The organism is Cedecea sp. (assembly GCF_036500665.1).
Taxonomy (GTDB): Bacteria; Pseudomonadota; Gammaproteobacteria; order Enterobacterales; family Enterobacteriaceae; genus Cedecea.
Window position 1 is genome coordinate 1 of sequence record NZ_DASYBS010000016.1, and the last position, 22,336, is coordinate 22,336.

At 53.2% G+C, this 22,336-nt stretch carries 20 protein-coding genes, 2 tRNA genes and 1 rRNA gene; 17 read left to right on the forward strand and 6 right to left on the reverse strand.

From position 1 onward, the window contains the following. The 3 genes from rrf to VGM55_RS02335 all read left to right on the forward strand — a co-directional run. Window positions 1-75 (forward strand): 5S ribosomal RNA (gene rrf, locus VGM55_RS27580); the annotation flags it as partial. A gap of 190 nt (window positions 76-265) precedes the next feature. Beyond that, window positions 266-342, forward strand: a tRNA-Asp gene (locus VGM55_RS02330). A gap of 51 nt (window positions 343-393) precedes the next feature. After that, window positions 394-469 (forward strand) — tRNA-Trp (locus VGM55_RS02335). 81 nt (window positions 470-550) lie between these two features. On the opposite strand, the gene hdfR is transcribed toward VGM55_RS02335, so the two are convergent. After that, complete coding sequence (gene hdfR / locus VGM55_RS02340; protein ID WP_038476975.1) at window positions 551-1,375, reverse strand: HTH-type transcriptional regulator HdfR; 825 nt, start codon at window positions 1,373-1,375, stop codon at window positions 551-553. Window positions 1,376-1,494: 119 nt separating this feature from the next. On the opposite strand from hdfR, the gene VGM55_RS02345 reads away from it, so the two are divergent. Then, window positions 1,495-1,833 (forward strand): DUF413 domain-containing protein, encoded by a 339-nt coding sequence (locus VGM55_RS02345; RefSeq protein ID WP_038476973.1) that lies wholly within the window; start codon window positions 1,495-1,497, stop codon window positions 1,831-1,833. Window positions 1,834-1,857: 24 nt separating this feature from the next. Here the strand turns inward: VGM55_RS02345 and VGM55_RS02350 are convergent, their stop codons facing one another. After that, window positions 1,858-3,378 carry a YifB family Mg chelatase-like AAA ATPase gene (locus tag VGM55_RS02350; protein WP_331634469.1) on the reverse strand — a complete coding sequence of 507 codons (1,521 nt, stop codon included), beginning with the start codon at window positions 3,376-3,378 and terminating at the stop codon, window positions 1,858-1,860. Between the two features lie 353 nt (window positions 3,379-3,731). Here VGM55_RS02350 and ilvL point away from each other — a divergent pair, with 353 nt between their 5' ends. From ilvL to ilvA, 6 genes are all read left to right on the forward strand, one after another. Further along, window positions 3,732-3,830 carry an ilv operon leader peptide gene (gene ilvL, locus VGM55_RS02355; protein WP_071530467.1) on the forward strand — a complete coding sequence of 33 codons (99 nt, stop codon included), beginning with the start codon at window positions 3,732-3,734 and terminating at the stop codon, window positions 3,828-3,830. 141 nt (window positions 3,831-3,971) lie between these two features. Beyond that, complete coding sequence (gene ilvG, locus VGM55_RS02360) at window positions 3,972-5,618, forward strand: acetolactate synthase 2 catalytic subunit (protein WP_331634470.1); 1,647 nt, start codon at window positions 3,972-3,974, stop codon at window positions 5,616-5,618. Further along, window positions 5,615-5,872: an acetolactate synthase 2 small subunit gene (gene ilvM, locus VGM55_RS02365; RefSeq protein WP_331634471.1), complete on the forward strand. Its 258-nt coding sequence runs from the start codon at window positions 5,615-5,617 to the stop codon at window positions 5,870-5,872. Before ilvG ends, ilvM begins: the two co-directional genes overlap by 4 nt. 19 nt (window positions 5,873-5,891) lie before the next feature. Beyond that, window positions 5,892-6,821, forward strand: coding sequence for a branched-chain amino acid transaminase (locus VGM55_RS02370; protein ID WP_038476963.1), 930 nt, complete (start codon window positions 5,892-5,894; stop codon window positions 6,819-6,821). 74 nt (window positions 6,822-6,895) lie between these two features. Continuing rightward, a complete protein-coding gene (ilvD, locus tag VGM55_RS02375) occupies window positions 6,896-8,746 on the forward strand; it encodes a dihydroxy-acid dehydratase (RefSeq protein WP_154189487.1) in 1,851 nt (616 codons plus the stop codon). A 2-nt stretch (window positions 8,747-8,748) separates the two neighbouring features. Next, window positions 8,749-10,293: a threonine ammonia-lyase, biosynthetic gene (gene ilvA, locus VGM55_RS02380; protein ID WP_154189488.1), complete on the forward strand. Its 1,545-nt coding sequence runs from the start codon at window positions 8,749-8,751 to the stop codon at window positions 10,291-10,293. Here the strand turns inward: ilvA and ilvY are convergent. Continuing rightward, entirely contained in the window at window positions 10,290-11,183 is an 894-nt protein-coding gene (gene ilvY, locus VGM55_RS02385) for an HTH-type transcriptional activator IlvY (protein WP_331634508.1), read from the reverse strand. The genes ilvA and ilvY overlap by 4 nt on opposite strands. A gap of 165 nt (window positions 11,184-11,348) precedes the next feature. Here ilvY and ilvC point away from each other — a divergent pair, with 165 nt between their 5' ends. From ilvC to VGM55_RS02400, 3 genes are all read left to right on the forward strand, one after another. Next, on the forward strand, window positions 11,349-12,824 hold the full coding sequence (gene ilvC / locus VGM55_RS02390) for a ketol-acid reductoisomerase (protein WP_126358045.1): 1,476 nt from the start codon (window positions 11,349-11,351) through the stop codon (window positions 12,822-12,824). A gap of 89 nt (window positions 12,825-12,913) precedes the next feature. Next, on the forward strand, window positions 12,914-13,354 hold the full coding sequence (locus tag VGM55_RS02395; RefSeq protein WP_331634473.1) for an Rrf2 family transcriptional regulator: 441 nt from the start codon (window positions 12,914-12,916) through the stop codon (window positions 13,352-13,354). Continuing rightward, entirely contained in the window at window positions 13,351-13,728 is a 378-nt protein-coding gene (locus VGM55_RS02400) for a hypothetical protein (protein WP_039289206.1), read from the forward strand. The genes VGM55_RS02395 and VGM55_RS02400 overlap by 4 nt, the downstream gene beginning before the upstream one ends. A 35-nt stretch (window positions 13,729-13,763) precedes the next feature. On the opposite strand, the gene ppiC is transcribed toward VGM55_RS02400, so the two are convergent. Next, entirely contained in the window at window positions 13,764-14,045 is a 282-nt protein-coding gene (ppiC, locus tag VGM55_RS02405; RefSeq protein ID WP_008455569.1) for a peptidylprolyl isomerase PpiC, read from the reverse strand. An 83-nt stretch (window positions 14,046-14,128) separates the two neighbouring features. Between ppiC and rep the strand changes: the two genes are divergently transcribed. Continuing rightward, on the forward strand, window positions 14,129-16,150 hold the full coding sequence (rep, locus tag VGM55_RS02410) for a DNA helicase Rep (RefSeq protein ID WP_331634474.1): 2,022 nt from the start codon (window positions 14,129-14,131) through the stop codon (window positions 16,148-16,150). Window position 16,151: 1 nt separating this feature from the next. On the opposite strand, the gene gppA is transcribed toward rep, so the two are convergent. Continuing rightward, window positions 16,152-17,636, reverse strand: a complete 1,485-nt coding sequence (gene gppA / locus VGM55_RS02415) for a guanosine-5'-triphosphate,3'-diphosphate diphosphatase (protein ID WP_331634476.1) — start codon at window positions 17,634-17,636, stop codon at window positions 16,152-16,154. A 6-nt stretch (window positions 17,637-17,642) separates the two neighbouring features. Next, window positions 17,643-18,911: an ATP-dependent RNA helicase RhlB gene (rhlB, locus tag VGM55_RS02420; protein ID WP_061278190.1), complete on the reverse strand. Its 1,269-nt coding sequence runs from the start codon at window positions 18,909-18,911 to the stop codon at window positions 17,643-17,645. A gap of 131 nt (window positions 18,912-19,042) precedes the next feature. Here rhlB and trxA point away from each other — a divergent pair, with 131 nt between their 5' ends. From trxA to wecA, 3 genes are all read left to right on the forward strand, one after another. Continuing rightward, complete coding sequence (gene trxA, locus VGM55_RS02425; protein WP_016538969.1) at window positions 19,043-19,372, forward strand: thioredoxin TrxA; 330 nt, start codon at window positions 19,043-19,045, stop codon at window positions 19,370-19,372. A gap of 360 nt (window positions 19,373-19,732) precedes the next feature. Beyond that, window positions 19,733-20,992 (forward strand): transcription termination factor Rho, encoded by a 1,260-nt coding sequence (gene rho / locus VGM55_RS02430; protein ID WP_008455558.1) that lies wholly within the window; start codon window positions 19,733-19,735, stop codon window positions 20,990-20,992. 235 nt (window positions 20,993-21,227) lie between these two features. Further along, window positions 21,228-22,319, forward strand: a complete 1,092-nt coding sequence (wecA, locus tag VGM55_RS02435; protein WP_331634477.1) for a UDP-N-acetylglucosamine--undecaprenyl-phosphate N-acetylglucosaminephosphotransferase — start codon at window positions 21,228-21,230, stop codon at window positions 22,317-22,319. Window positions 22,320-22,336 lie beyond the last annotated feature (17 nt).

Here is a 22,336-nt window from a genome sequence, read left to right on the forward strand (position 1 = left end):
GAACTCAGAAGTGAAACGCCGTAGCGCCGATGGTAGTGTGGGGTCTCCCCATGCGAGAGTAGGGAACTGCCAGGCATCAAATTAGCAGTAATGGTCAGTAATACGAGGCAGTTCACTACTCTCAGAGAGTAGGACTGACGAGCCGAAAGGCGAGTCTGAACGCTGCGAAGCAGCGGCCCGTAGGGTGAACGAAAGTTCATCAACTGCCAGGCATCAAATTAGCAGTAAGCTGATGTGAAAATCAGTGGTTGTAGAAAAATTCGGTGGAGCGGTAGTTCAGTCGGTTAGAATACCTGCCTGTCACGCAGGGGGTCGCGGGTTCGAGTCCCGTCCGTTCCGCCACTTATTAAAATTAAGACTGCTAATTAAGCAGGCTTAATAGTAGAAAAATTTAGGGGCGTAGCTCAGTTGGTAGAGCACCGGTCTCCAAAACCGGGTGTCGCGAGTTCGAGTCTCTCCGCCCCTGCCATATATAATCCTTTGCTTATGCAAAGGATTTTTTTTGTCCAAAATACCCCTCTCCTTTACGTTCTTTGCTATTAAAAGCGCATTACTGCGCCATTAATGGTGTCTTTAATAACTCTTTAATAATATTTTGCTTATCAGTGTTTTGCAGCCAGACGGCATACAGCGGTCTGGAAAGCGTAGCACTTTCAGCTACTGGCCAGATCCCGGACTGTTCCTTTGCCCATTCAACCGGGAGGAAGGTACAACCATTAAGTTCAGAGAGCAGCTTGCAGGCTATTTTTGCCGAACTGGTGGTTAACACGGGAATGTCATCGTTACCGATGAGACCGGCTTCGTGCTGATGAAAATCCGCCCCCCATTCAATGCGTAAATAGTTGAGTGAATCTTTACGGCTTTCCTGCGAGGGAGCGTAAAGCCCCATGCTGAAATACCCCAGCAACTGGCTGGAAAACTCATCCATTTTGGGCGCTTCTGTTGTGAGCAACAGATCCAGCTGGCGTTCATGGAGCTGTTTGACCAGTGACTGGCGCTGTGCAATTCGTGCTTCGAACTGTAGGCCATTATGCTGTTGATAAAGCGCAATTAACCATTCAGAAAGCATGCTCTCCCAAAGCGATGCGCTGGCACCAAGCGTTAGCTGATTGTGCTGAGAAGTGTGCGATACCTCCTTTTTCGCCGCTAACCATGTATTCATCAGATTTTCCGCGTAGGGCAGCAGACGCTCCCCGGCAGTTGTCAGCCGTATGTTATTGCGGTGGCGGGTAAAAAGGTTTACGCCCAGCTGATTTTCGAGCTGCCGGATGCGAAAGCTTACCGCAGACTGCGTCAAATAAAGTGCTTCTGCAGCGCGACCAAAATGCCGTGTTCTGCTAACTTCCAGGAAGGTTTTTAGTAATTCGGTGTCCACGCCTTACTCCAAAAAATAATTTGTCGTTATGATTTAAATGTTTTGTTTTACACTCTGTCAAGCGTAACTAATACTCCGCGCCATAAATAGCTCGGCCAAGAAAATCAGGAGCGTGTAGGATGGCGGAAAGCTTTACGACGACTAATCGGTTTTTCGACAATAAACATTATCCGCGCGGGTTTGCTCGCCATGGTGATTTCACCATCAAAGAGGCGCAGCTGTTAGAACGCCATGGTTTTGCGTTCAATGAGCTGGATCTCGGCAAGCGCGAACCCGGTACTGAAGAAGAAGTGCAGTTTGTAGCTGTGTGCCGCGGTGTACGTGAGCCTGCTACGGAGGCGGAACGTGTCTGGAGCAAGTACATGGCACGTATCAAACGTCCAAAACGTTTTCATACCCTGTCCGGCGGTAAACCGCAGATGGACACCGTTGAAGACTACACCGACAGCGATGATTAAAAAATGGGGCGAAAGCCCCATTTTTTATTCCGTTAACCTGTGCAGATGCAGCAACAGGCGATCGATGGTTCGGTAGCTTAGCGCCTCCTGGAGATGCGTGCGTGTTATCTGCTCGCAATGCTGTAAGTCCGCGATGGTGCGTGCGACTTTCAAAAGACGCTGCCATGCCCTGACAGATAATCCCAGCTTCAACAGCGTTTCCTCCAGCCAAATCGCATCATCCTGAACAAGCGCACAGTGTTTGCGGATCTCATGGTTGCTGAGCCGCGCATTAAGCTTATCCTGCCTTAAGAACTGCCTGTTACGTGTCTCCATGACCCTTGCTCTTATTACCTCGCTCTTCTCTTCGTTATTACTTGTTTTGCTGAGCATCCCGGCAGGAAGAAGTGGAATATCTACGGAGAGATCGAAGCGGTCGAGAAAAGGGCCAGACAGGCGATTCATATAGCGAAGGGTCTGTTGCGGTGTGGAGCGATTATGGTTGCCTTCGTAGTGCCCGGTCGGGCTGGGATTCATGGCCGCGATAAGTTGAAAATCTGCTGGATAGGTAATTTTGGCTCGAGTACGGGAGATATGAATTTCTCCGGACTCAATTGGCTCCCTGAGCGAGTCCAGTACCCGGCGTTCAAACTCGGGTAGTTCATCCAGAAATAACACGCCGTTGTGCGCCAGTGAAATCTCCCCCGGTTGTGGAATAGCGCCTCCCCCTACGACGGAAGTTAATGAGGCGCTGTGGTGGGGCGCTCTGAATGGTCGCTGACGCCAATGGCGCTGCAAGATCGATGATTGTACCAGGCTCAGGATAGCAGCGCTCTGTAGCGCTTCAGCATCGTTCAACGGGGGAAGAAGCGTATTGAGCCGACTCGCCAACATGGTTTTACCGGTTCCAGGTGGACCGATCAACAAGAGGTTATGGCCGCCAGCAGCGGCAATCTCCAGGGCTCGCTTTCCCTGACTTTGCCCGATAATTTCGTTCATGTCTTCAGCGTAATCGGCTTGCCATAATGCAGGACTGACAGGTGCACGGAGTTCGCTTTTTCCTTCCAGCCATGCACAGACTTCCGTCAGGTGTGTGGCGACGAAACAGCCCGGTTTAGCGATCAGGCCTACCTCATCCTCGTTTTCTGCGGCAACAACGACTTCTCTGCCTATATTTAATGCCTCCATGGCCGAGGATATTGCGCCTGAAACACCACGTAATTCGCCTGTTAACGCGAGCTCACCGATAAATTCTATCTGTGTCAGCCTTGATGTGCTTAGCTGCTCAGACGCAGCCAGTAGCGCAAGTGCAATAGGTAAATCGTATCGTCCGCCCTCTTTAGGGAGGTCTGCGGGTGCAAGATTTATAGTGATTTTGCGCGCCGGGAAGGCGTAACCGCTATTGATCAGCGCGCTTCTGACACGGTCGCGGGCTTCCCTAACGGTTGTTTCTGGTAGACCAACAAGGGTAAGCCCGGGTAATCCTGCACTGATATGCACCTCAACCGTGACCTGGGGAGCATGAATACCGAGCGCTGCTCTGGTGTAGACAACCGACAGTGACATTTTTCCTCCGTGAAAAACGCCATTTTGCCGGACCAGCGGATGATTAAATATTGTTCTTTTGATTATCCGGGAGAGATCCCCCGGGCTATTTTTTTCGTTCAATTTTTTACAATCATCTCTGCGATAGCGATCCCAGAACAATAACTTTTTACTGGCATTACGCAGAAAATAGCCTCAGCAGACCAGTTTTATGAATTATTTTCACGTTCCTGTTATCCACTGAAATTAAATAGTTTTTATGCTAATTAATTTATGCATCGATCTTTTAGTCATAAAAAAATATTGTGCTTCGCATAAACTCTGTGATAACTCTGTAGGCATTACTTCGAACTAGACGTTAGAACATACAGAAAATGACAGCCCTTCTACGAGTGATTAGCCTGGTCGTGATTAGCGTGGTGGTGATTATTATCCCACCGTGCGGGGCTGCACTTGGAGAAAGAAAGGCTTAAAAATCAAGCCTGAATCGAAAAGAACCCCCGCACCGAAAGGTCCGGGGGTTTTTTGTTGACATGAAGAATGTGAAGCGAGGAACAGAGCATGTGTTGCAGAATAAAATGCTGTTTCTCCGGTAGTGAGACGGGGAACTAACTATGAATGGTGCACAGTGGGTAGTACATGCGTTGCGAGCGCAGGGTGTTGAAACAGTTTTCGGTTATCCTGGCGGCGCGATCATGCCGGTGTACGATGCGTTGTACGACGGCGGTGTGGAACATCTATTGTGTCGCCACGAGCAAGGGGCGGCGATGGCTGCCATCGGTTATGCCCGCGCAACGGGAAAAACCGGCGTTTGTATTGCCACTTCCGGCCCAGGTGCAACCAACCTGATAACCGGTCTTGCGGACGCGCTGTTAGATTCTGTCCCTGTTGTTGCTATCACCGGGCAGGTTGCCGCACCGCTGATGGGCACCGATGCTTTCCAGGAAGTTGACGTCCTGGGTCTGTCACTGGCTTGCACCAAACACAGCTTCCTCGTTGAATCCCTTGATGAATTACCTCGCGTCCTTGCTGAGGCGTTTGAGATCGCCAATTCCGGCCGTCCTGGCCCAGTGTTGGTTGATATTCCAAAAGATATTCAGCTTGCCAGCGGCGAACCTGAGGCATGGCTCTCTGCCGTTGAGGATGAGGCGGATCTGCCGTTTGCCGAGCTGCAGCAAGCGCGCGAAATGCTGACGTACGCCAAAAAACCGATGCTATACGTTGGCGGTGGGGTTGGCATGGCGCAGGCCGTTCCGGCACTTCGTGAATTTATCTCCGTGACTGGAATGCCTTCGACGGTCACGCTGAAAGGCTTGGGCGCTGTACCGGCCGATCATCCGTTTTATACCGGCATGCTCGGGATGCACGGCACCAAAGCGGCAAACCTCGCCGTTCAGGAATGCGATCTGTTGTTGGCCGTTGGCGCCCGCTTTGACGACCGCGTCACCGGCAAGTTGAACACCTTTGCGCCCCACGCCAAAGTTATTCATATGGATATCGATCCTGCGGAGCTGAGTAAGCTGCGTCAGGCGCACGTTGCACTGCAGGGGCCGCTGAACCAGCTGTTACCGGCTTTGCAGCAGTCGCTGCAGATTGCTGCATGGCAGCAGCATATTGCTGCTCTGAACGAAGAGCATCAGTGGCGCTATGACCATCCAGGCCAGGCTATTTATGCCCCCCTGCTGCTGAAGCAGCTTTCCGAGCGCAAGTCAGCAGAAGCCGTTGTGACCACCGACGTCGGTCAGCACCAAATGTGGACTGCGCAGCACATGACCTTTACCCGCCCGGAAAACTTCATCACCTCCAGTGGCCTGGGCACGATGGGCTTTGGTTTACCGGCCGCCGTTGGGGCGCAGGTCGCCAGACCCGAAGATACGGTTATCTGCGTGTCTGGCGATGGCTCTTTCATGATGAACGTTCAGGAGCTGGGCACCATCAAGCGGAAACAGTTACCGGTCAAAATCCTGCTGCTGGATAACCAGCGTTTGGGCATGGTGAGGCAGTGGCAGCAGCTGTTTTTCGACGAACGCTACAGTGAAACCACGCTTACTGATAATCCTGATTTCCTCACTTTGGCCAGCGCTTTTGGCATCCCTGGCCAGCACATCACCCGTAAAGACCAGGTAGAAGCCGCATTAGACGCCCTGCTGAACAGCGACGGCCCGTACATGCTTCACGTCTCGATTGATGAGTACGAAAACGTCTGGCCGTTGGTACCGCCCGGTGCCAGTAACTCGCAAATGCTGGAGAAATTATCATGATGCAACATCAGCTCGCAGTACAGGCTCGCTTCCGCCCGGAAACGTTAGAACGTGTTTTACGCGTAATACGCCATCGCGGCTTTCAGATCTGCGCCATGAATATGGCCACGGCGGCGAATACCGACAATATTAATATTGAATTGACCGTTGCTAGCCTGCGGCCAGTCGAATTACTGTTTACCCAATTAAGCAAGCTGGTTGACGTTGCCTGCGTTGAAATCCAGCAACCAACATCACAACAAATCCGCGCCTGAGCGCAAAAGGAAGAGAACAATGACGACCAAGAAAGCTGATTACATCTGGTTCAATGGCGAGATGACTCCGTGGGGAGAGGCGAAAGTACACGTAATGTCCCACGCGCTGCACTACGGTACTTCGGTCTTCGAAGGTATCCGCTGCTACGACTCGCACAAAGGGCCAGTGGTGTTCCGTCATCGTGAACACATGCAGCGCTTGCGTGACTCAGCAAAAATCTATCGCTTCCCGGTATCGCAAAGCGTTGATGAACTGATGGAAGCCTGCCGGGCGGTTATCCGTAAAAATAACCTCACCAGCGCATACATCCGCCCTCTGGTCTTTGTTGGCGACGTAGGCATGGGCGTTAACCCGCCGGACGGGTACACCACCGACGTGATCATTGCGGCCTTCCCGTGGGGCGCTTATCTGGGCGCCGAAGCGCTGGATCAGGGGATTGATGCAATGGTCTCTTCCTGGAATCGCGCGGCGCCAAATACTATTCCAACGGCGGCAAAAGCTGGCGGTAACTATCTTTCTTCCCTGCTGGTCGGTAGTGAAGCACGCCGCCACGGTTATCAGGAAGGGATCGCGCTGGACGTGAATGGCTTCCTGTCCGAAGGCGCGGGCGAAAACCTGTTTGAAGTGAAAGATGGCGTGATTTACACCCCGCCGTTCACCTCTTCAGCGCTGCCGGGCATTACCCGTGACGCGATTATCAAGCTGGCAAAAGACTTGGGTATCGAAGTGCGCGAGCAGGTGCTGTCGCGTGAATCTCTGTACCTGGCCGATGAAGTCTTTATGTCCGGTACTGCCGCGGAAATCACCCCGGTACGTAGCGTAGACCGCATCCAGGTGGGTGAAGGTCGCTGTGGCCCGGTCACCAAACGTATTCAACAGGCATTCTTTGGTCTGTTCACCGGCGAAACTGAAGACAAATGGGGCTGGTTAGATCAGGTAAACCCATAAGTCTTAAACAAAAAATATAATCAGGCGGGCGGCAACTGACCGCCTGCTACCCGACAGACTGGAGTAAATAAAGCATGCCTAAGTATCGTTCCGCCACTACAACCCACGGCCGTAATATGGCGGGTGCCCGCGCGCTGTGGCGCGCAACGGGGATGACCGACGCCGATTTCGGCAAACCGATTATTGCGGTGGTTAACTCCTTCACCCAATTCGTGCCAGGCCACGTTCACCTGCGCGATCTGGGTAAACTGGTTGCTGAGCAAATCGAAGCCTCCGGCGGCGTAGCGAAAGAGTTCAACACCATTGCGGTGGATGACGGTATCGCGATGGGGCATGGCGGCATGCTCTATTCACTGCCGTCCCGCGAGCTGATTGCCGACTCGGTTGAGTACATGGTCAACGCTCACTGCGCCGATGCCATGGTTTGTATCTCTAACTGCGACAAAATCACCCCAGGGATGTTGATGGCCTCGCTGCGCCTGAACATTCCGGTGATCTTCGTTTCCGGCGGTCCGATGGAAGCCGGCAAAACGAAACTTTCTGACCAGATCATCAAGCTCGACCTGGTGGATGCGATGATTCAGGGCGCGGACCCGAAAGTTTCTGACGAGCAAAGCGAGCAGGTTGAACGTTCTGCGTGCCCGACCTGCGGCTCTTGTTCCGGAATGTTCACCGCCAACTCCATGAACTGCCTGACCGAAGCGCTGGGCCTGTCTCAGCCAGGAAACGGCTCACTGCTGGCGACGCACGCCGATCGTAAAGAGCTGTTCCTGAACGCCGGGAAACGCATTGTCGAACTGACCAAACGCTATTACGAACAGGACGATGCCAGCGCGCTGCCGCGCAGCATCGCCAGCAAAGCGGCGTTCGAAAATGCCATGACGCTGGATATCGCCATGGGTGGCTCCACTAACACTGTTCTGCACCTGCTGGCTGCTGCGCAAGAAGCTGAAATCGACTTCACCATGACCGACATTGACCAGCTGTCCCGCAAGGTTCCTCAGCTCTGTAAAGTCGCACCAAGCACCCAGAAATACCATATGGAAGACGTGCACCGTGCAGGTGGCGTGCTCGGGATTCTCGGAGAGCTGGATCGCGCCGGGTTGCTTAACCGCGAAGTGAAAAACGTGCTCGGTCTTTCGCTGCCGCAGACTCTTGAGCAATACGATGTGATGCTGACCAAAGACGACGCGGTGAAAACGATGTTCCGTGCGGGTCCGGCAGGCATTCGTACCACCCAGGCCTTTTCGCAGAACTGCCGTTGGGACACGCTGGACGACGATCGCGCCAATGGTTGCATTCGCTCACTGGAAAATGCCTACAGCAAAGATGGTGGTCTGGCCGTTCTGTACGGCAACTTCGCGGAAAACGGCTGTATTGTTAAAACGGCCGGCGTAGATGAGGGCAGTCTGGTATTCCGGGGCCCAGCCAAAGTTTATGAAAGCCAGGACGACGCGGTAGACGCTATCCTCGGCGGTAAAGTCGTGGCAGGTGATGTGGTTGTCATTCGCTATGAAGGGCCGAAGGGTGGGCCGGGCATGCAGGAAATGCTCTACCCAACCACCTTCCTGAAATCGATGGGACTGGGTAAAGCCTGCGCGCTGGTCACCGATGGGCGTTTCTCCGGTGGTACCTCTGGCTTGTCGATTGGTCACGTTTCCCCGGAAGCGGCCAGCGGCGGCAACATTGCCCTGATTGAAGACGGCGACATGATTGCCATCGATATTCCTAACCGTGGTATTCAGCTGCAGCTCAGCGACCAGGAGATGGCGGCGCGTCGTGAAGCGCAGGAAGCTCGCGGTGAAGCGGCATGGACTCCTCGCAATCGTGAGCGTCAGGTTTCCTTTGCCCTGCGTGCGTATGCAAGCCTCGCCACCAGTGCAGACAAAGGTGCTGTGCGCGATAAAAGCAAGCTTGGAGGCTAATCATGGCTGAGTCACAACCGCTACCCGATGCCCCCTGCGGGGCCGAGTATCTGCGAGCGGTACTGCGTGCACCGGTTTATGAAGTCGCGCAGGTCACGCCGCTGCAGAAAATGGAGAAACTTTCTTCGCGTCTGGATAACGTGATTCTGGTTAAGCGCGAAGACCGCCAGCCGGTGCATAGCTTCAAACTGCGCGGTGCTTACGCGATGATTGCTGGCCTGAACAGCGAGCAAAAAGCCAGCGGCGTGATCACCGCTTCTGCGGGAAATCATGCTCAGGGCGTTGCGCTCTCATCCACACGGCTTGGAATTAAGTCGCTGATCGTTATGCCGGTAGCCACTGCAGATATCAAAGTCGATGCGGTGCGTGCGTTTGGCGGCGAAGTCCTGCTGCACGGCGCGAATTTCGATGAGGCAAAAGCTAAGGCCGTCGAACTTTCGCAGCAGCAGGGTTTCACCTATGTGCCTCCGTTCGACCATCCGGCGGTGATTGCCGGGCAGGGCACGCTGGCGCTGGAACTGTTGCAGCAGGATGCGCATCTCGATCGCGTATTTGTGCCGGTTGGCGGCGGCGGCCTGGCGGCAGGCGTGGCGGTTCTGATCAAACAGCTGATGCCGCAGATCAAAGTGATCGCGGTTGAGGCGGAAGAGTCTGCCTGCCTGAAAGCGGCGCTGGATGCCGGAAAGCCGGTAGAGCTGCCGAGAGTGGGGCTGTTTGCCGAAGGCGTTGCGGTTAAGCGCATCGGCGACGAAACGTTCCGTGTTTGCCAGGAGTACCTCGACGACATCATCACCGTGGACAGCGACGCTATCTGCGCGGCGATGAAGGATTTGTTCGAAGACGTGCGAGCTGTAGCTGAGCCATCCGGCGCCCTGGCGCTGGCAGGAATGAAAAAATACGTCCAGCAGCACAACATTCGCGGCGAACGTCTGGCGCACGTGCTGTCTGGTGCAAACGTGAATTTCCACGGATTACGCTATGTCTCCGAGCGCTGTGAGCTGGGCGAGCAGCGGGAAGCGTTGCTTGCGGTTACCATTCCTGAGCAAAAAGGCAGTTTCCTGAAGTTTTGCCAGCTGTTGGGCGGGCGCTCGGTTACCGAGTTCAACTACCGCTACGCCAGCTCTGACAATGCCTGCATTTTTGTCGGCGTGCGCCTGACTCGTGGTCTGGAAGAGCGTAAAGAGATCATTGCTCAGCTGAGCGAGGGTGGCTACGGCGTGGTAGATCTCTCCGACGATGAGATGGCGAAACTGCACGTTCGCTACATGGTCGGCGGGCGGCCTTCTAAGCCGCTGCGTGAAAGGCTGTACAGCTTCGAATTCCCGGAATCACCGGGCGCACTGCTGAAGTTCCTAAGCACGTTGGGGACGCATTGGAACATTTCACTGTTCCATTACCGCAGCCACGGTACTGACTACGGGCGAGTGCTGGCGGCATTTGAGCTTGGCGAAAATGAGCCGGACTTCGAAACCCGACTCAATGAGCTGGGCTACGAATGTCACGACGAAACTCAAAACCCGGCGTTCCGTTTCTTCCTGGCAGGCTAGTGGCTACCCGGCAGTAGCTTCCAGAACGCGCTGATAAGCGGCTCATTGAGCCGCTTTTTTTGTACGCAAACGCCCAGCTCAAACGGGGTTTTCTCATCGTTACGCTCGAGAATCAGGACGCGGTTGCGTACCGGTTCGGGGCTGTTTTCCAGCACGATTTCCGGGATCAGCGCAACGCCGCATCCCAGCGCCACCATTGACACCATGGCTTCATGCCCGGCGACGGTGGCGTAAATCACCGGATTACTGATTTTCTGGCGGCGGAACCACAGTTCGATACGGCGGCGTACCGGCCCTTGCTCGGGCATGATAAACGGAATTTTGGCCCAGTCTGGCTCCGGCTGGCTCACCTGCGCGCGCACCGGGCAAGGCAGTGCGGGGGCGATTAAAGCAACGGATAAGTTTTCCAGCATTGAGAAAGCTACGCCAGGCGGCAGGGATTCAGGCTTTCCGGCAATCGCGAGGTCGGCTTCGTTGGAGTCGACCTTTTCTACCGCATCCGCGGCGTCACCCGTGGTCAGCTTAATCTCAACGGAGGGATGTTCGGCCCGGAAGCGGTCAAGAATGGGCGGCAGATGACTGTAGGCGGCGGTCACCGAGCAGAAAAGATGCAGCTCTCCGCTCAGGGAAGGGCCCTGCTGGCCGAGCGTGTGGCGCATCTGCTGATATTGCAGCAACGTGTGCTGGGCAAACTGGCGGAGTTGCTCGCCGGCTTCTGTCAGCGTTACGGTGCGGTTATCACGTAAAAAAAGAGGCTGCCCAAGGTCGTCTTCAAGCCGCTGGATCTGGCGCGAAAGCGTGGAAGGGCTGACGTGCATGGCTCGCGCGCTACGCCCGAAATGGCGGCTTTCGGCCAGGTGCAGAAAGGTTTTCAGATCGCGTAAATCCATGGTCATCAGGCCTCGTTTTTGCATTGCAATAATTGCAACGCGACGTTGTTAATATATCAATTTCAGCAACGCATTTCCTGTCATATAGTGGGTTCATTCTTCGCAGCACGACACGGCTGCAGAGCCCTTACAATAAGCACAACACGACACATACGGAGTTCTACGATGGCTAATTATTTCAACACTTTGAACCTGCGTCAGCAGTTAGCGCAGTTGGGTAAATGTCGCTTCATGGGGCGCGAAGAATTCGCCGATGAAGCAAGCTACCTCAAAGGTAAAAAAGTCGTCATCGTCGGCTGCGGCGCTCAGGGCCTTAACCAGGGCCTGAACATGCGTGACTCCGGGCTGGATGTTTCCTACGCCCTGCGTGCTGAAGCTATCGCTGAGAAGCGTGCTTCCTGGCGTAAAGCTACCGAAAACGGCTTCAAAGTCGGCACCTATGAAGAGCTGATCCCGCAGGCAGACCTGGTGGTTAACCTGACGCCAGACAAACAGCACTCCTCAGTTGTTCAGGCCGTACAGCCGATGATGAAAGACGGTGCAGCGCTGGGCTACTCCCACGGTTTTAACGTGGTAGAAGTGGGTGAAACTATCCGTAAAGATATCACCGTTGTGATGGTAGCACCGAAGTGCCCAGGTACCGAAGTACGTGAAGAATACAAACGTGGTTTTGGTGTGCCAACGCTTATCGCGGTTCACCCTGAAAACGATCCGAAAGGCGAAGGTATGGCAATCGCCAAAGCCTGGGCTGCGGCAACCGGTGGCCACCGTGCGGGTGTTCTGGAGTCTTCGTTCGTTGCTGAAGTGAAATCTGACCTGATGGGCGAGCAGACTATTCTGTGCGGTATGCTGCAGGCGGGTTCTCTGCTGTGCTTCGACAAGCTGGTGGCGGAAGGTACCGATGCCGCGTATGCAGAAAAACTGATTCAGTTCGGCTGGGAAACTATCACCGAAGCGCTGAAGCAGGGCGGTATAACGCTGATGATGGACCGTCTGTCCAATCCGGCAAAAATCCGTGCTTACGCGCTGTCCGAGCAGCTGAAAACCATCATGGCTCCGCTGTTCCAGAAGCATATGGATGATATCATCTCCGGTGAATTCTCTTCCGGCATGATGGCAGACTGGGCGAATGACGATAAGAAACTGCATACCTGGCGCGAAGAGACCGGCCAGACTGCTTTCGAAACCGCACCACAGTTTGAAGGCAAGATCTCCGAGCAGGAGTACTTCGATAAAGGCGTGCTGATGATCGCGATGGTGAAAGCGGGCGTTGAGCTGGCCTTCGAAACCATGGTTGATGCCGGCATCATCGAAGAGTCTGCATATTACGAGTCCCTGCACGAGCTGCCGCTGATTGCTAACACCATTGCACGTAAGCGCCTGTACGAAATGAACGTGGTTATATCTGATACCGCCGAATACGGTAACTACCTGTTCTCCTACGCCGCCGTTCCGCTGCTGAAAGAGTTCATGACCACTCTGCAGCCGGGCGACCTGGGTAAAGAGATCCCGGCTGCCGCTGTAGACAACGCCCAGCTGCGTGACGTGAACGAAGCGATTCGTCATCACGAAATCGAAAAAGTGGGCAAGAAACTGCGTGGCTATATGACTGATATGAAACGCATTGCTGTTGCTGGCTAATTATTTAGCAATACGAAAAAGGCGCCCAGGCGCCTTTTTTTGTGCCCGTCGTCTTGCCGACTTTCTTTTTATGTAATATTGTAAGTTACATGAAAACAAATAACTCCTTCTCAGCAACGCTGCACATTCTGCTTCACCTGGAGCAGATGGACAAACCGCTAACCTCGGAACAAATGGCCGCTTTTATTGACGGCAATCCGGCGTTTATTCGTAAAGTGCTCGCCGGTCTGCGCGAGAACAACATCGTCTGCTCGACCAAAGGCCACCACGGCGGCTGGAGGCTATGCCGCCCGGCCAGCGAGGTGACGTTACTGGATATTTATCTGGCACTGGGATCTCCGGGGCTATTTGCGCTAGGCAATCGCAATGAAAACCCGCAATGCCTGGTGGAGCAGGGAGTCAATCGAGTGATGTCCGAGACTTTTGCCGCCGCTGAAGATTTAGTGCTGGCGCGGTTTAAAAGCCTGACATTACAAGATATCGGTAGCGAATTTATTAGCTATTTCAATGAAAAGGGGCATGAGGAATGATTTCAACCTTAACCACGGATCTGCCAGTCTGTCTGATGATCGCCCTGGCTGCAGCCAGTATTTCGATGACCATCACGCAAACTGAACTGTTTGCAGGGTTGCGCAGTTGGACGGCAAAAAAGCATGCGATGCTGGGCCATCTCTTCCAGTGCTTCTACTGCCTGAGCCATTGGGTGGTGTTTGCCGGGATGCTGATTTACCGTCCCTATTTGCTGCACAGCGGGATGCCGGTGATCGACTGGATTATGACGGCTTTTATTACCCTCACGCTGACCACCTTCGTAAACGGCATTATTTTTAAAGTGTTCCAGATGGCAGTCGGTACACACTTGCTGAAGCATGAAGCCCAGCAAACTTTGCAGTCGACGAAATAAAGAGTAAAGAAAAGGCCGGGAACCCGGCCTTTAACTCAGTTGCGGTACAGCACTTTGATGATGTGGTAGCCGAACTGGGTATGCAGCGGGCCGTAAGGCTCCAGCAGCGGGCAGGAAAACACCACTTTATCGAACGCAGGAACCATCTGGCCCTGACGGAATTCACCTAAATGGCCGCCTTTTTTGCCGGACGGGCAGGTGGAGTGCTTCTTCGCCAGTTTCTCGAAGTCGCCGCCGTTTTTAAGCTGCTCCAGAAGGTCCAGAGCCAGTTTTTCTTCCTTTACAAGGATATGCAGTGCTGCTGCGGTTTTTGCCATGATAGTGCCTTGAGTCATGTTGATTACGCTCGCTATACTACCACGCTGTTTTTGTCCCCTCCTGACTTTCATTGAGTGACCGTATGCGTTTAAACCCTGGCCAACAACAAGCCGTCGAATTTGTCACCGGACCCTGCCTGGTATTGGCCGGGGCCGGCTCGGGTAAAACGCGCGTAATCACCAATAAAATTGCACATCTGATCCGCGAAAGTGGCTATCAGGCGCGCCAGATTGCGGCGGTCACTTTTACCAATAAGGCCGCGCGCGAAATGAAAGAGCGCGTCTCGCAAACGCTGGGACGCAAAGAAGCGCGTGGGCTGATGATCTCTACATTCCATACGCTGGGGCTGGAGATCATTAAGCGCGAGCACGCGGCGCTTGGGATGAAATCTAACTTTTCTTTGTTCGACGATACCGATCAGACCGCGCTGTTAAAAGAGTTAACCGAAGGCCTGCTGGAAAATGACAAGGTGCTTCTCCAGCAGCTGATTTCGACGATCTCTAACTGGAAGAACGGCTTATTATCTCCGGCTCAGGCCGCCGCGCAGGCGAAGGGCGAGCGGGATCGTATTTTTGCCCATTGCTATGGCCTTTACGATACGCACCTGAAGTCCTGTAACGTGCTGGATTTTGACGATCTTATTCTGCTGCCAACATTGCTGCTGCAGCGCAATGCAGAGGTTCGCGAACGCTGGCAAAACCGCATCCGCTATCTGCTGGTGGATGAATATCAGGATACCAACACCAGCCAGTATGAGCTGGTGAAACTGCTTGTCGGCGCGCGTGCGCGTTTCACCGTTGTGGGCGACGATGACCAGTCTATCTATTCCTGGCGCGGGGCGAACCCGCAGAATCTGGTGCTGCTGAGCAAAGATTTTCCGGCGTTGCAGGTGATCAAGCTTGAGCAGAACTACCGCTCATCCCGCCGTATATTGAATGCGGCAAACATTCTGATTGCCAATAACCCGCACGTTTTTGAGAAACGACTTTTCTCCGAGCTGGAGCACGGCGCGGAGTTAAAAGTGGTGACGGCGAATCACGAAGAGCATGAAGCCGAACGCGTCACCGGCGAGCTGATCGCACACCACTTTATCAATAAAACCAACTACAAAGATTACGCCATTCTGTATCGCGGTAACCACCAGTCACGGGTGTTTGAGAAGATGCTGATGCAAAACCGCATCCCGTATCGTATCTCGGGCGGCACATCTTTCTTTTCCCGCCCGGAGATTAAAGACCTGCTAGCCTACCTGCGCGTGTTGACGAACCCGGATGACGACAGTGCCTTTCTGCGCATTGTGAATACGCCTAAGCGCGAGATCGGCCCGGCAACGCTGCAAAAACTCGGCGAGTGGGCGATGCAGCGTAATAAAGGCCTGTTTACCGCCAGTTTCGATATGGGGCTGAGCCAGACGCTAAGCGGACGCGGCCTTGAGTCGCTACAGCGGTTTACCCATTGGTTACAGGACGTAGCTGCGCTTGCTGAACGCGAACCGGTGGCGGCAGTACGCGATCTTATTCACGGTATTGACTACGAAAGCTGGCTTTACGAGACCTCACCAAGCCCGAAAGCTGCGGAAATGCGCATGAAAAACGTTAATCAGCTCTTTAGCTGGATGACGGAAATGCTTGAAGGCAGCGATCTGAACGAACCAATGACCTTAACGCAGGTGGTTACGCGTTTTACACTGCGCGACATGATGGAGCGAGGTGAAAGCGAGGAAGAGGCCGATCAGGTTCAACTGATGACTCTGCATGCTTCTAAGGGACTGGAGTTTCCCTATGTCTACCTCGTCGGCATGGAAGAAGGGATTCTGCCACACCAAAGCAGCATCGACGAAGATAACGTGGATGAAGAGCGCCGTCTGGCTTATGTGGGGATCACCCGGGCGCAAAAAGAGCTGACGTTTACGCTTTGCCGCGAACGCCGTCAGTACGGCGAGCTGGTGCGCCCGGAGCCAAGCCGGTTCTTGTTGGAACTACCTCAGGATGATTTAAGCTGGGAAACCGAGCGGAAGGTGGTTTCTGCCGAAGAAAGAATGCAAAAAGGGCAGAGTAATGTGGCCAACATCCGCGAAATGCTGGCAAAAGCACGTAAAAGCTAGATCAGTTGACGCTGAGTGGCCAGTGAACGTAGCTCTGCCAGAGTTTTTCCTGTTCCAGCAGTTCGGCACCGAGAGGGTGGCAGGCCAGCCAGGTATCGGGCAATGCCAGATGCAGCGTTTCGCCGTCGGCCTGCAGCTTAATTTCGGGAAGAATGTCGTCCCGGCGGCGATTTGCAAAAATAATCGCCAGGCGTAACAGGCGGCAAAGCCTTTCTGCCACACGCGGCGGGACCGCGTTTTGCTGGTGGAGCGAAGAGAGATCGACAGGATTGGTCTGGTTGAGCAGCAGCGTTGCCAGCAGCTTTTTCTGTGCCGGCGTGTATCCTGGCAAATCCAGATTTCTCACCAGATAGGCCGCATGCTGCGGAGCATGTTTAAAATCGATGCTTAAGCCAATTTCATGCAGCAGGGCACTGCTTGCCAGCATCTGCTGACTGAGTGGATCCAGCCCCCACGGCTCTGCGATTTGTGAAGCAAAATTCTGCGCAAGCTGTTCCACGCGAGCCGCCTGGCTAGTGTCCACCATAAAGCGGCGCTGAACGTTGCGCAGCGTCCTCTGGCGAATCTCCTGGTCAACCGCAAGATGCAGCATGCCGTAGACCAATCCCTCACGCAGCGCACCGCCGGCAAGCGTCATACATTCAATGCTGAGCTGTTCGAATATGGCGATTAGAATGGCAAGACCGCTTGGGAAAACCAGCGCACGTTCCAGCGTGAGGCCTTCAATTTCCAGCTCTTCCAGGCGGCCACACTGAATAGCGCGCTGTTTTAATTGCTGGAGTTTTGCGAGGGTGATACGTTCGTCCATCCCCTGTGCCATCATGATTTCCTGCAGCGCCTGCACGGTACCCGAAGCACCGACGCAGATTTTCCAGCCGTGGCTTTTCAGCTCGTTAATCACCGGGCTGAGGACTTCTGCTGCTGCAGCTTCTGCCGCAGCAAAGTTTTCTTGGGCGAGATTTCTGTCGCTGAAGAAGCGCTCCAGCCAGGTCACGCAGCCCATTGAAAGGCTGAATAACGAGGTGGTTTGTGCGCCGGTGCCGGTCACCAGCTCGGTACTCGCACCCCCAATATCCACCACCAGACGTCGATCGTCTCCGCCGGTTGTGTGGGCGACGCCCTGATAAATCAGGCGGGCTTCTTCTTCACCGCGAATAACCTGCACCGGGCAGCCGAGGATTTGCTGTGCTTTTTGCAGAAAAACATCGGCATTGACGGCGAGGCGCAGCGTGGCAGTAGCCACAACGCGGATTTGGTTCTGAGGAATATCCTGAAGGCGTTCAGCAAATAAGCGCAGGCATTGCCAGCCCCGCTCCATGGCTTCCGGGGAGAGTACGCACTCGCTGTTAAGGCCAGCAGCGAGGCGAACTTTTCGTTTAATGCGGGTCAGGGTTTGTATGCTTCCCGCCACCTCACGCACAACCAACATATGAAAACTGTTAGAACCCAGATCAATTGCTGCATACAGTGAGGTGGTGCTAAGCATAGATTTTTAACCTGCGCGACGACGATTACCACGGGGAGCGCCACCGCGACGTGGGCCGTTGCCTGGGCGGCTACGGGTCAGACGTTTTGGCGGTGGGAACTCATTTAACAGTGCTTCGGCGTTATATTTGCTCACTGGAATCGAGTGGCCAATATAGGTTTCAATCGCCGACAGGTTTAGGGCGTAGTCTTCACACGCGAGGCTGATGGAGTGACCGCTTGCCCCGGCACGGCCTGTACGGCCAATACGGTGAACGTAGTCCTCACAATCGTCAGGCAGATCGTAGTTAAAGACGTGGGTTACCGCCGGGATATGCAGGCCGCGAGCCGCAACGTCGGTGGCGACCAGAATGTCGAGATCGCCACGGGTAAACTCTTCGAGAATACGCAGGCGTTTTTTCTGTGCGACATCGCCGGTTAACAGCCCGACACGATGACCATCTGCGGCCAGGTGGCCCCAAATATCTTCGCAACGGTGTTTGGTATTGGCGAAAATGATGGCGCGATCCGGCCACTCTTCTTCGATAAGCGTTTGCAGAAGGCGCATTTTCTCTTCGTTAGAAGGATAGAAAAGCTCTTCTTTGATGCGGTGGCCGGTTCTCTGTTCCGGTTCAACTTCTACATATTCCGCATTGTTCATTTGCTCGAAAGCAAGCTCGCGTACACGGTAGGAAAGGGTCGCAGAGAACAGCATGTTCAGACGCTGGGTCACCGGCGGCATGCGGCGGAACAGCCAGCGAATATCTTTGATAAAGCCGAGATCGTACATGCGGTCGGCTTCATCCAGTACCACAACCTGAATGGCACCTAAGTTAATGTGATTTTGTTTTGCGTAGTCGATCAAGCGACCGGTAGTGCCGATCAGGATATCAACGCCGCTTTCCAGCACTTTTAGCTGTTTATCATAGCCGTCGCCGCCATAGGCAAGGCCAAGCTTCAGGCCTGTTGCCTGAGCCAGCGGTTCTGCATCCGAGTGAATCTGTACCGCTAACTCGCGGGTTGGCGCCATAATCAAGGCGCGCGGCTGATTCACCTGGCGGTTCTCAGGAACCGGGTGGGAGAGTAAATAATGGAACGTGGACGTCAGAAACGCCATCGTTTTGCCTGTACCGGTTTGCGCCTGCCCTGCAACGTCACGATTCGCCAGTGTCAGCGGTAGTGCCAGTGCCTGAATTGGGGTGCAGTTATGGAACCCTTTATTTTCAAGGGCTTCAATCACCTTAGGGTGCAGGGCGAAGTCGGAAAACTTCTTTTCGGTCAAATGTGTTTTGCTCATAGTGTGGTAGAATATCAGTTTACTATTGCTTTACGAAAGCACATCCGTTGAAATAAACCGGGTGAAATAAAGTCACCCCAAGTTGGTTAATGCTACACCAACAAGGTAGACACAATCCTGTGGAGTAGAACATGAGCGATAAAATTATTCACCTGACTGACGGCAGTTTCGACACGGACGTGCTTAAATCTGACGGGTTGATTCTGGTTGATTTCTGGGCAGAGTGGTGTGGTCCTTGCAAAATGATTGCCCCGATTCTTGACGAGATCGCTGATGAATATCAGGGCAAACTGACCGTGGCTAAGCTGAACATTGACCAGAACCCGGGCACTGCGCCTAAATACGGCATTCGCGGTATTCCAACTCTGCTGCTGTTCAAAAACGGCGAAGTGGCTGCCACCAAAGTCGGTGCGTTGTCCAAAGGCCAGTTAAAAGAGTTCCTCGACGCTAATCTGGCATAACGGGATCTCAGCCGGTGCGTACCGGGCTTGCATTTTTTTGTGAGCTGCTGGACGCCCGGCGTCAGTCATGCTAACTTAACTTTGACTTCGCTTTGAACTTGCCTTTTAGTTTGAATCTTTGTAATACCTAATGCTTCCCGTTCGCTGTTTAATCAACTCTCTTTTACAGCAATCACAACGGACGCATAACCGATTTCGGGCTTATCACTCATTCCGTCGTGTCGTTTCAGTTCTGAGTTTTTCCTATGACCAGGCAGCGATTAGACATGTGTGGTAGCCATTAAACAGGCACGGATGACCCTGCCATACCATTCACGAAACTAAGTTCGAGATTTACCCCGAGTTTAAGAACCCACCATTATGAATCTTACCGAATTAAAGAATACGCCGGTTTCTGAGCTGATTACTCTCGGCGAAAATATGGGGCTGGAAAACCAAGCCCGCATGCGCAAGCAGGACATCATTTTCTCCATCCTGAAGCAACACGCTAAGAGTGGCGAAGATATCTTTGGTGACGGTGTGCTGGAGATACTGCAGGATGGATTTGGTTTCCTCCGCTCAGCAGACAGCTCCTACCTCGCCGGTCCCGATGACATCTACGTTTCTCCCAGCCAAATCCGCCGTTTCAACCTCCGCACAGGGGATACCATCTCCGGTAAGATTCGTCCGCCGAAAGAAGGCGAACGTTACTTTGCGTTGTTGAAAGTAAACGAAGTGAACTATGACAAACCGGAAAATGCGCGTAGCAAAATCCTGTTTGAAAACTTAACCCCGCTGCATGCCAACTCTCGTCTGCGCATGGAACGTGGTAATGGTTCTACTGAAGACTTAACGGCGCGTGTACTGGATTTGGCTTCGCCAATCGGCCGTGGCCAGCGTGGTCTTATTGTGGCACCGCCAAAAGCCGGTAAAACCATGCTGCTGCAGAATATTGCGCAGAGCATCGCCTACAACCATCCTGACTGCGTGCTGATGGTACTGCTGATTGACGAGCGTCCGGAAGAAGTGACCGAGATGCAGCGTCTGGTTAAAGGCGAAGTGGTTGCTTCTACCTTTGACGAACCAGCTTCCCGCCATGTGCAGGTAGCCGAAATGGTTATCGAGAAGGCTAAGCGTCTCGTTGAGCATAAAAAAGACGTTATCATCCTGCTGGACTCCATTACCCGTCTGGCTCGCGCCTACAACACCGTCGTGCCGGCTTCCGGTAAAGTGTTGACCGGTGGTGTGGACGCTAACGCCCTGCACCGTCCAAAACGCTTCTTCGGCGCCGCGCGTAACGTGGAAGAAGGCGGTAGCCTCACCATTATCGCGACCGCGCTTATCGATACAGGCTCTAAAATGGATGAAGTTATCTACGAAGAGTTTAAAGGTACGGGTAACATGGAACTGCATCTGTCCCGTAAGATTGCAGAAAAACGCGTCTTCCCGGCAATCGACTACAACCGTTCCGGTACCCGTAAAGAAGAGCTTCTCACCACGCAAGAAGAGCTGCAGAAAATGTGGATCCTGCGCAAAATCATCCACCCAATGGGTGAAATTGATGCCATGGAATTCCTCATCAACAAGTTGGCGATGACGAAAACCAACGATGACTTCTTTGACATGATGAAGCGCTCGTAAGTCACAAAAACTCGGGGAACGCCACGCTTAGTCGTGGCGTTTTTCTTTTCTGCTAGATACGATATACAGACGATGAATGTATTCGCTATCGTTATCTATTCAAAATTCCTTTTGCTATGGAAATAATCTATAGCTAACAGTTTGTTCAGGGAGGAATTATGTTTAATCTCTTCGGGACAGTTGCATATTTCGACTATGCTGACTTTGCCCATAAATCTTGCAGAGAACTTTCACTGTGAATTTAGTCACCGCCGTAACTGACTTACTCCTAATTTTCATCTTTACTACCGTCTTTCTTTTTATTGCACGTAAGGTAGCGAAGAGAATTGGTCTTGTTGATAAACCGAATTTCCGTAAACGCCATCAGGGGTTGATTCCCCTGGTTGGTGGGATCTCTGTTTACGCAGGCATCTGTTTTTCATTCATACTAGGGAAGTACTACATTCCCCATGGCTGGCTTTATTTAACCTGTGCAGGCGTGCTTGTTTTAGTGGGGGCGCTTGACGATCGTTATGATGTAAGAGTAAAAATTCGCGCGTCAATTCAAGCGCTTGTAGGCATCGTTATGATGTTCTATGGCAATCTGCATCTTAGCAGTCTGGGCTACATATTTGGTTCATGGGAGCTGGTACTTGGCCCATTTGGCTATTTCCTGACATTGTTTGCCGTATGGGCGGCGATCAACGCATTCAATATGGTGGATGGGATTGACGGCTTGCTTGGCGGGCTCTCATCCGTTTCGTTTGCTGCGATCGGCATTATTCTATTCTTTGATGGCCAGTACAGTCTCGCGATGTGGTGTTTTGCGATGATCGTTGCCATCTTGCCATACATCCTTCTTAACCTGGGCGTGCTTGGGCGTCGCTATAAAGTCTTTATGGGGGATGCTGGCAGCACCTTAATTGGCTTTACGGTTATATGGATCCTGCTGGAGACGACGCAGGGACAAACACATCCAATAAGCCCGGTGACCGCGCTGTGGATCATTGCGATTCCCCTGATGGACATGATTGCCATTATGTATCGTCGTTTGCGTAAGGGCATGAGCCCATTCTCTCCGGACCGGCAGCACATCCATCATTTAATCATGCGCGCAGGTTTTACTTCACGGCAGGCTTTTGTGTTGATTACGCTCGCCGCAGCACTGCTTGCAGCTATTGGCGTTGCCGCTGAATATCTGCACTTTATCCCAGAGTGGGTAATGTTGGCATTGTTCTTGCTTGCATTTGTACTATACGATTTTTGTATTAAACGAGCCTGGAAAGTGGCTCGCTTTATCAGACGTCATAAACGTCGCGTTCGCAGAAACAACAACGTAAACATTTAGTCTGACTTGAATTGGGG

Bases quoted from the DNA above. Each gene is read 5' to 3' on its own strand.
- VGM55_RS02345 (WP_038476973.1), top strand. From the start codon at position 1,495: ATGGCGGAAAGCTTTACGACGACTAATCGGTTTTTCGACAATAAACAT.
- VGM55_RS02350 (WP_331634469.1), bottom strand. From the start codon at position 3,378: ATGTCACTGTCGGTTGTCTACACCAGAGCAGCGCTCGGTATTCATGCT.
- ilvL (WP_071530467.1), top strand. From the start codon at position 3,732: ATGACAGCCCTTCTACGAGTGATTAGCCTGGTCGTGATTAGCGTGGTG.
- ilvG (WP_331634470.1), top strand. From the start codon at position 3,972: ATGAATGGTGCACAGTGGGTAGTACATGCGTTGCGAGCGCAGGGTGTT.
- ilvM (WP_331634471.1), top strand. From the start codon at position 5,615: ATGATGCAACATCAGCTCGCAGTACAGGCTCGCTTCCGCCCGGAAACG.
- VGM55_RS02370 (WP_038476963.1), top strand. From the start codon at position 5,892: ATGACGACCAAGAAAGCTGATTACATCTGGTTCAATGGCGAGATGACT.
- ilvD (WP_154189487.1), top strand. From the start codon at position 6,896: ATGCCTAAGTATCGTTCCGCCACTACAACCCACGGCCGTAATATGGCG.
- ilvA (WP_154189488.1), top strand. From the start codon at position 8,749: ATGGCTGAGTCACAACCGCTACCCGATGCCCCCTGCGGGGCCGAGTAT.
- ilvY (WP_331634508.1), bottom strand. From the start codon at position 11,183: ATGGATTTACGCGATCTGAAAACCTTTCTGCACCTGGCCGAAAGCCGC.
- ilvC (WP_126358045.1), top strand. From the start codon at position 11,349: ATGGCTAATTATTTCAACACTTTGAACCTGCGTCAGCAGTTAGCGCAG.
- VGM55_RS02395 (WP_331634473.1), top strand. From the start codon at position 12,914: ATGAAAACAAATAACTCCTTCTCAGCAACGCTGCACATTCTGCTTCAC.
- VGM55_RS02400 (WP_039289206.1), top strand. From the start codon at position 13,351: ATGATTTCAACCTTAACCACGGATCTGCCAGTCTGTCTGATGATCGCC.
- ppiC (WP_008455569.1), bottom strand. From the start codon at position 14,045: ATGGCAAAAACCGCAGCAGCACTGCATATCCTTGTAAAGGAAGAAAAA.
- rep (WP_331634474.1), top strand. From the start codon at position 14,129: ATGCGTTTAAACCCTGGCCAACAACAAGCCGTCGAATTTGTCACCGGA.
- gppA (WP_331634476.1), bottom strand. From the start codon at position 17,636: ATGCTTAGCACCACCTCACTGTATGCAGCAATTGATCTGGGTTCTAAC.
- rhlB (WP_061278190.1), bottom strand. From the start codon at position 18,911: ATGAGCAAAACACATTTGACCGAAAAGAAGTTTTCCGACTTCGCCCTG.
- trxA (WP_016538969.1), top strand. From the start codon at position 19,043: ATGAGCGATAAAATTATTCACCTGACTGACGGCAGTTTCGACACGGAC.
- rho (WP_008455558.1), top strand. From the start codon at position 19,733: ATGAATCTTACCGAATTAAAGAATACGCCGGTTTCTGAGCTGATTACT.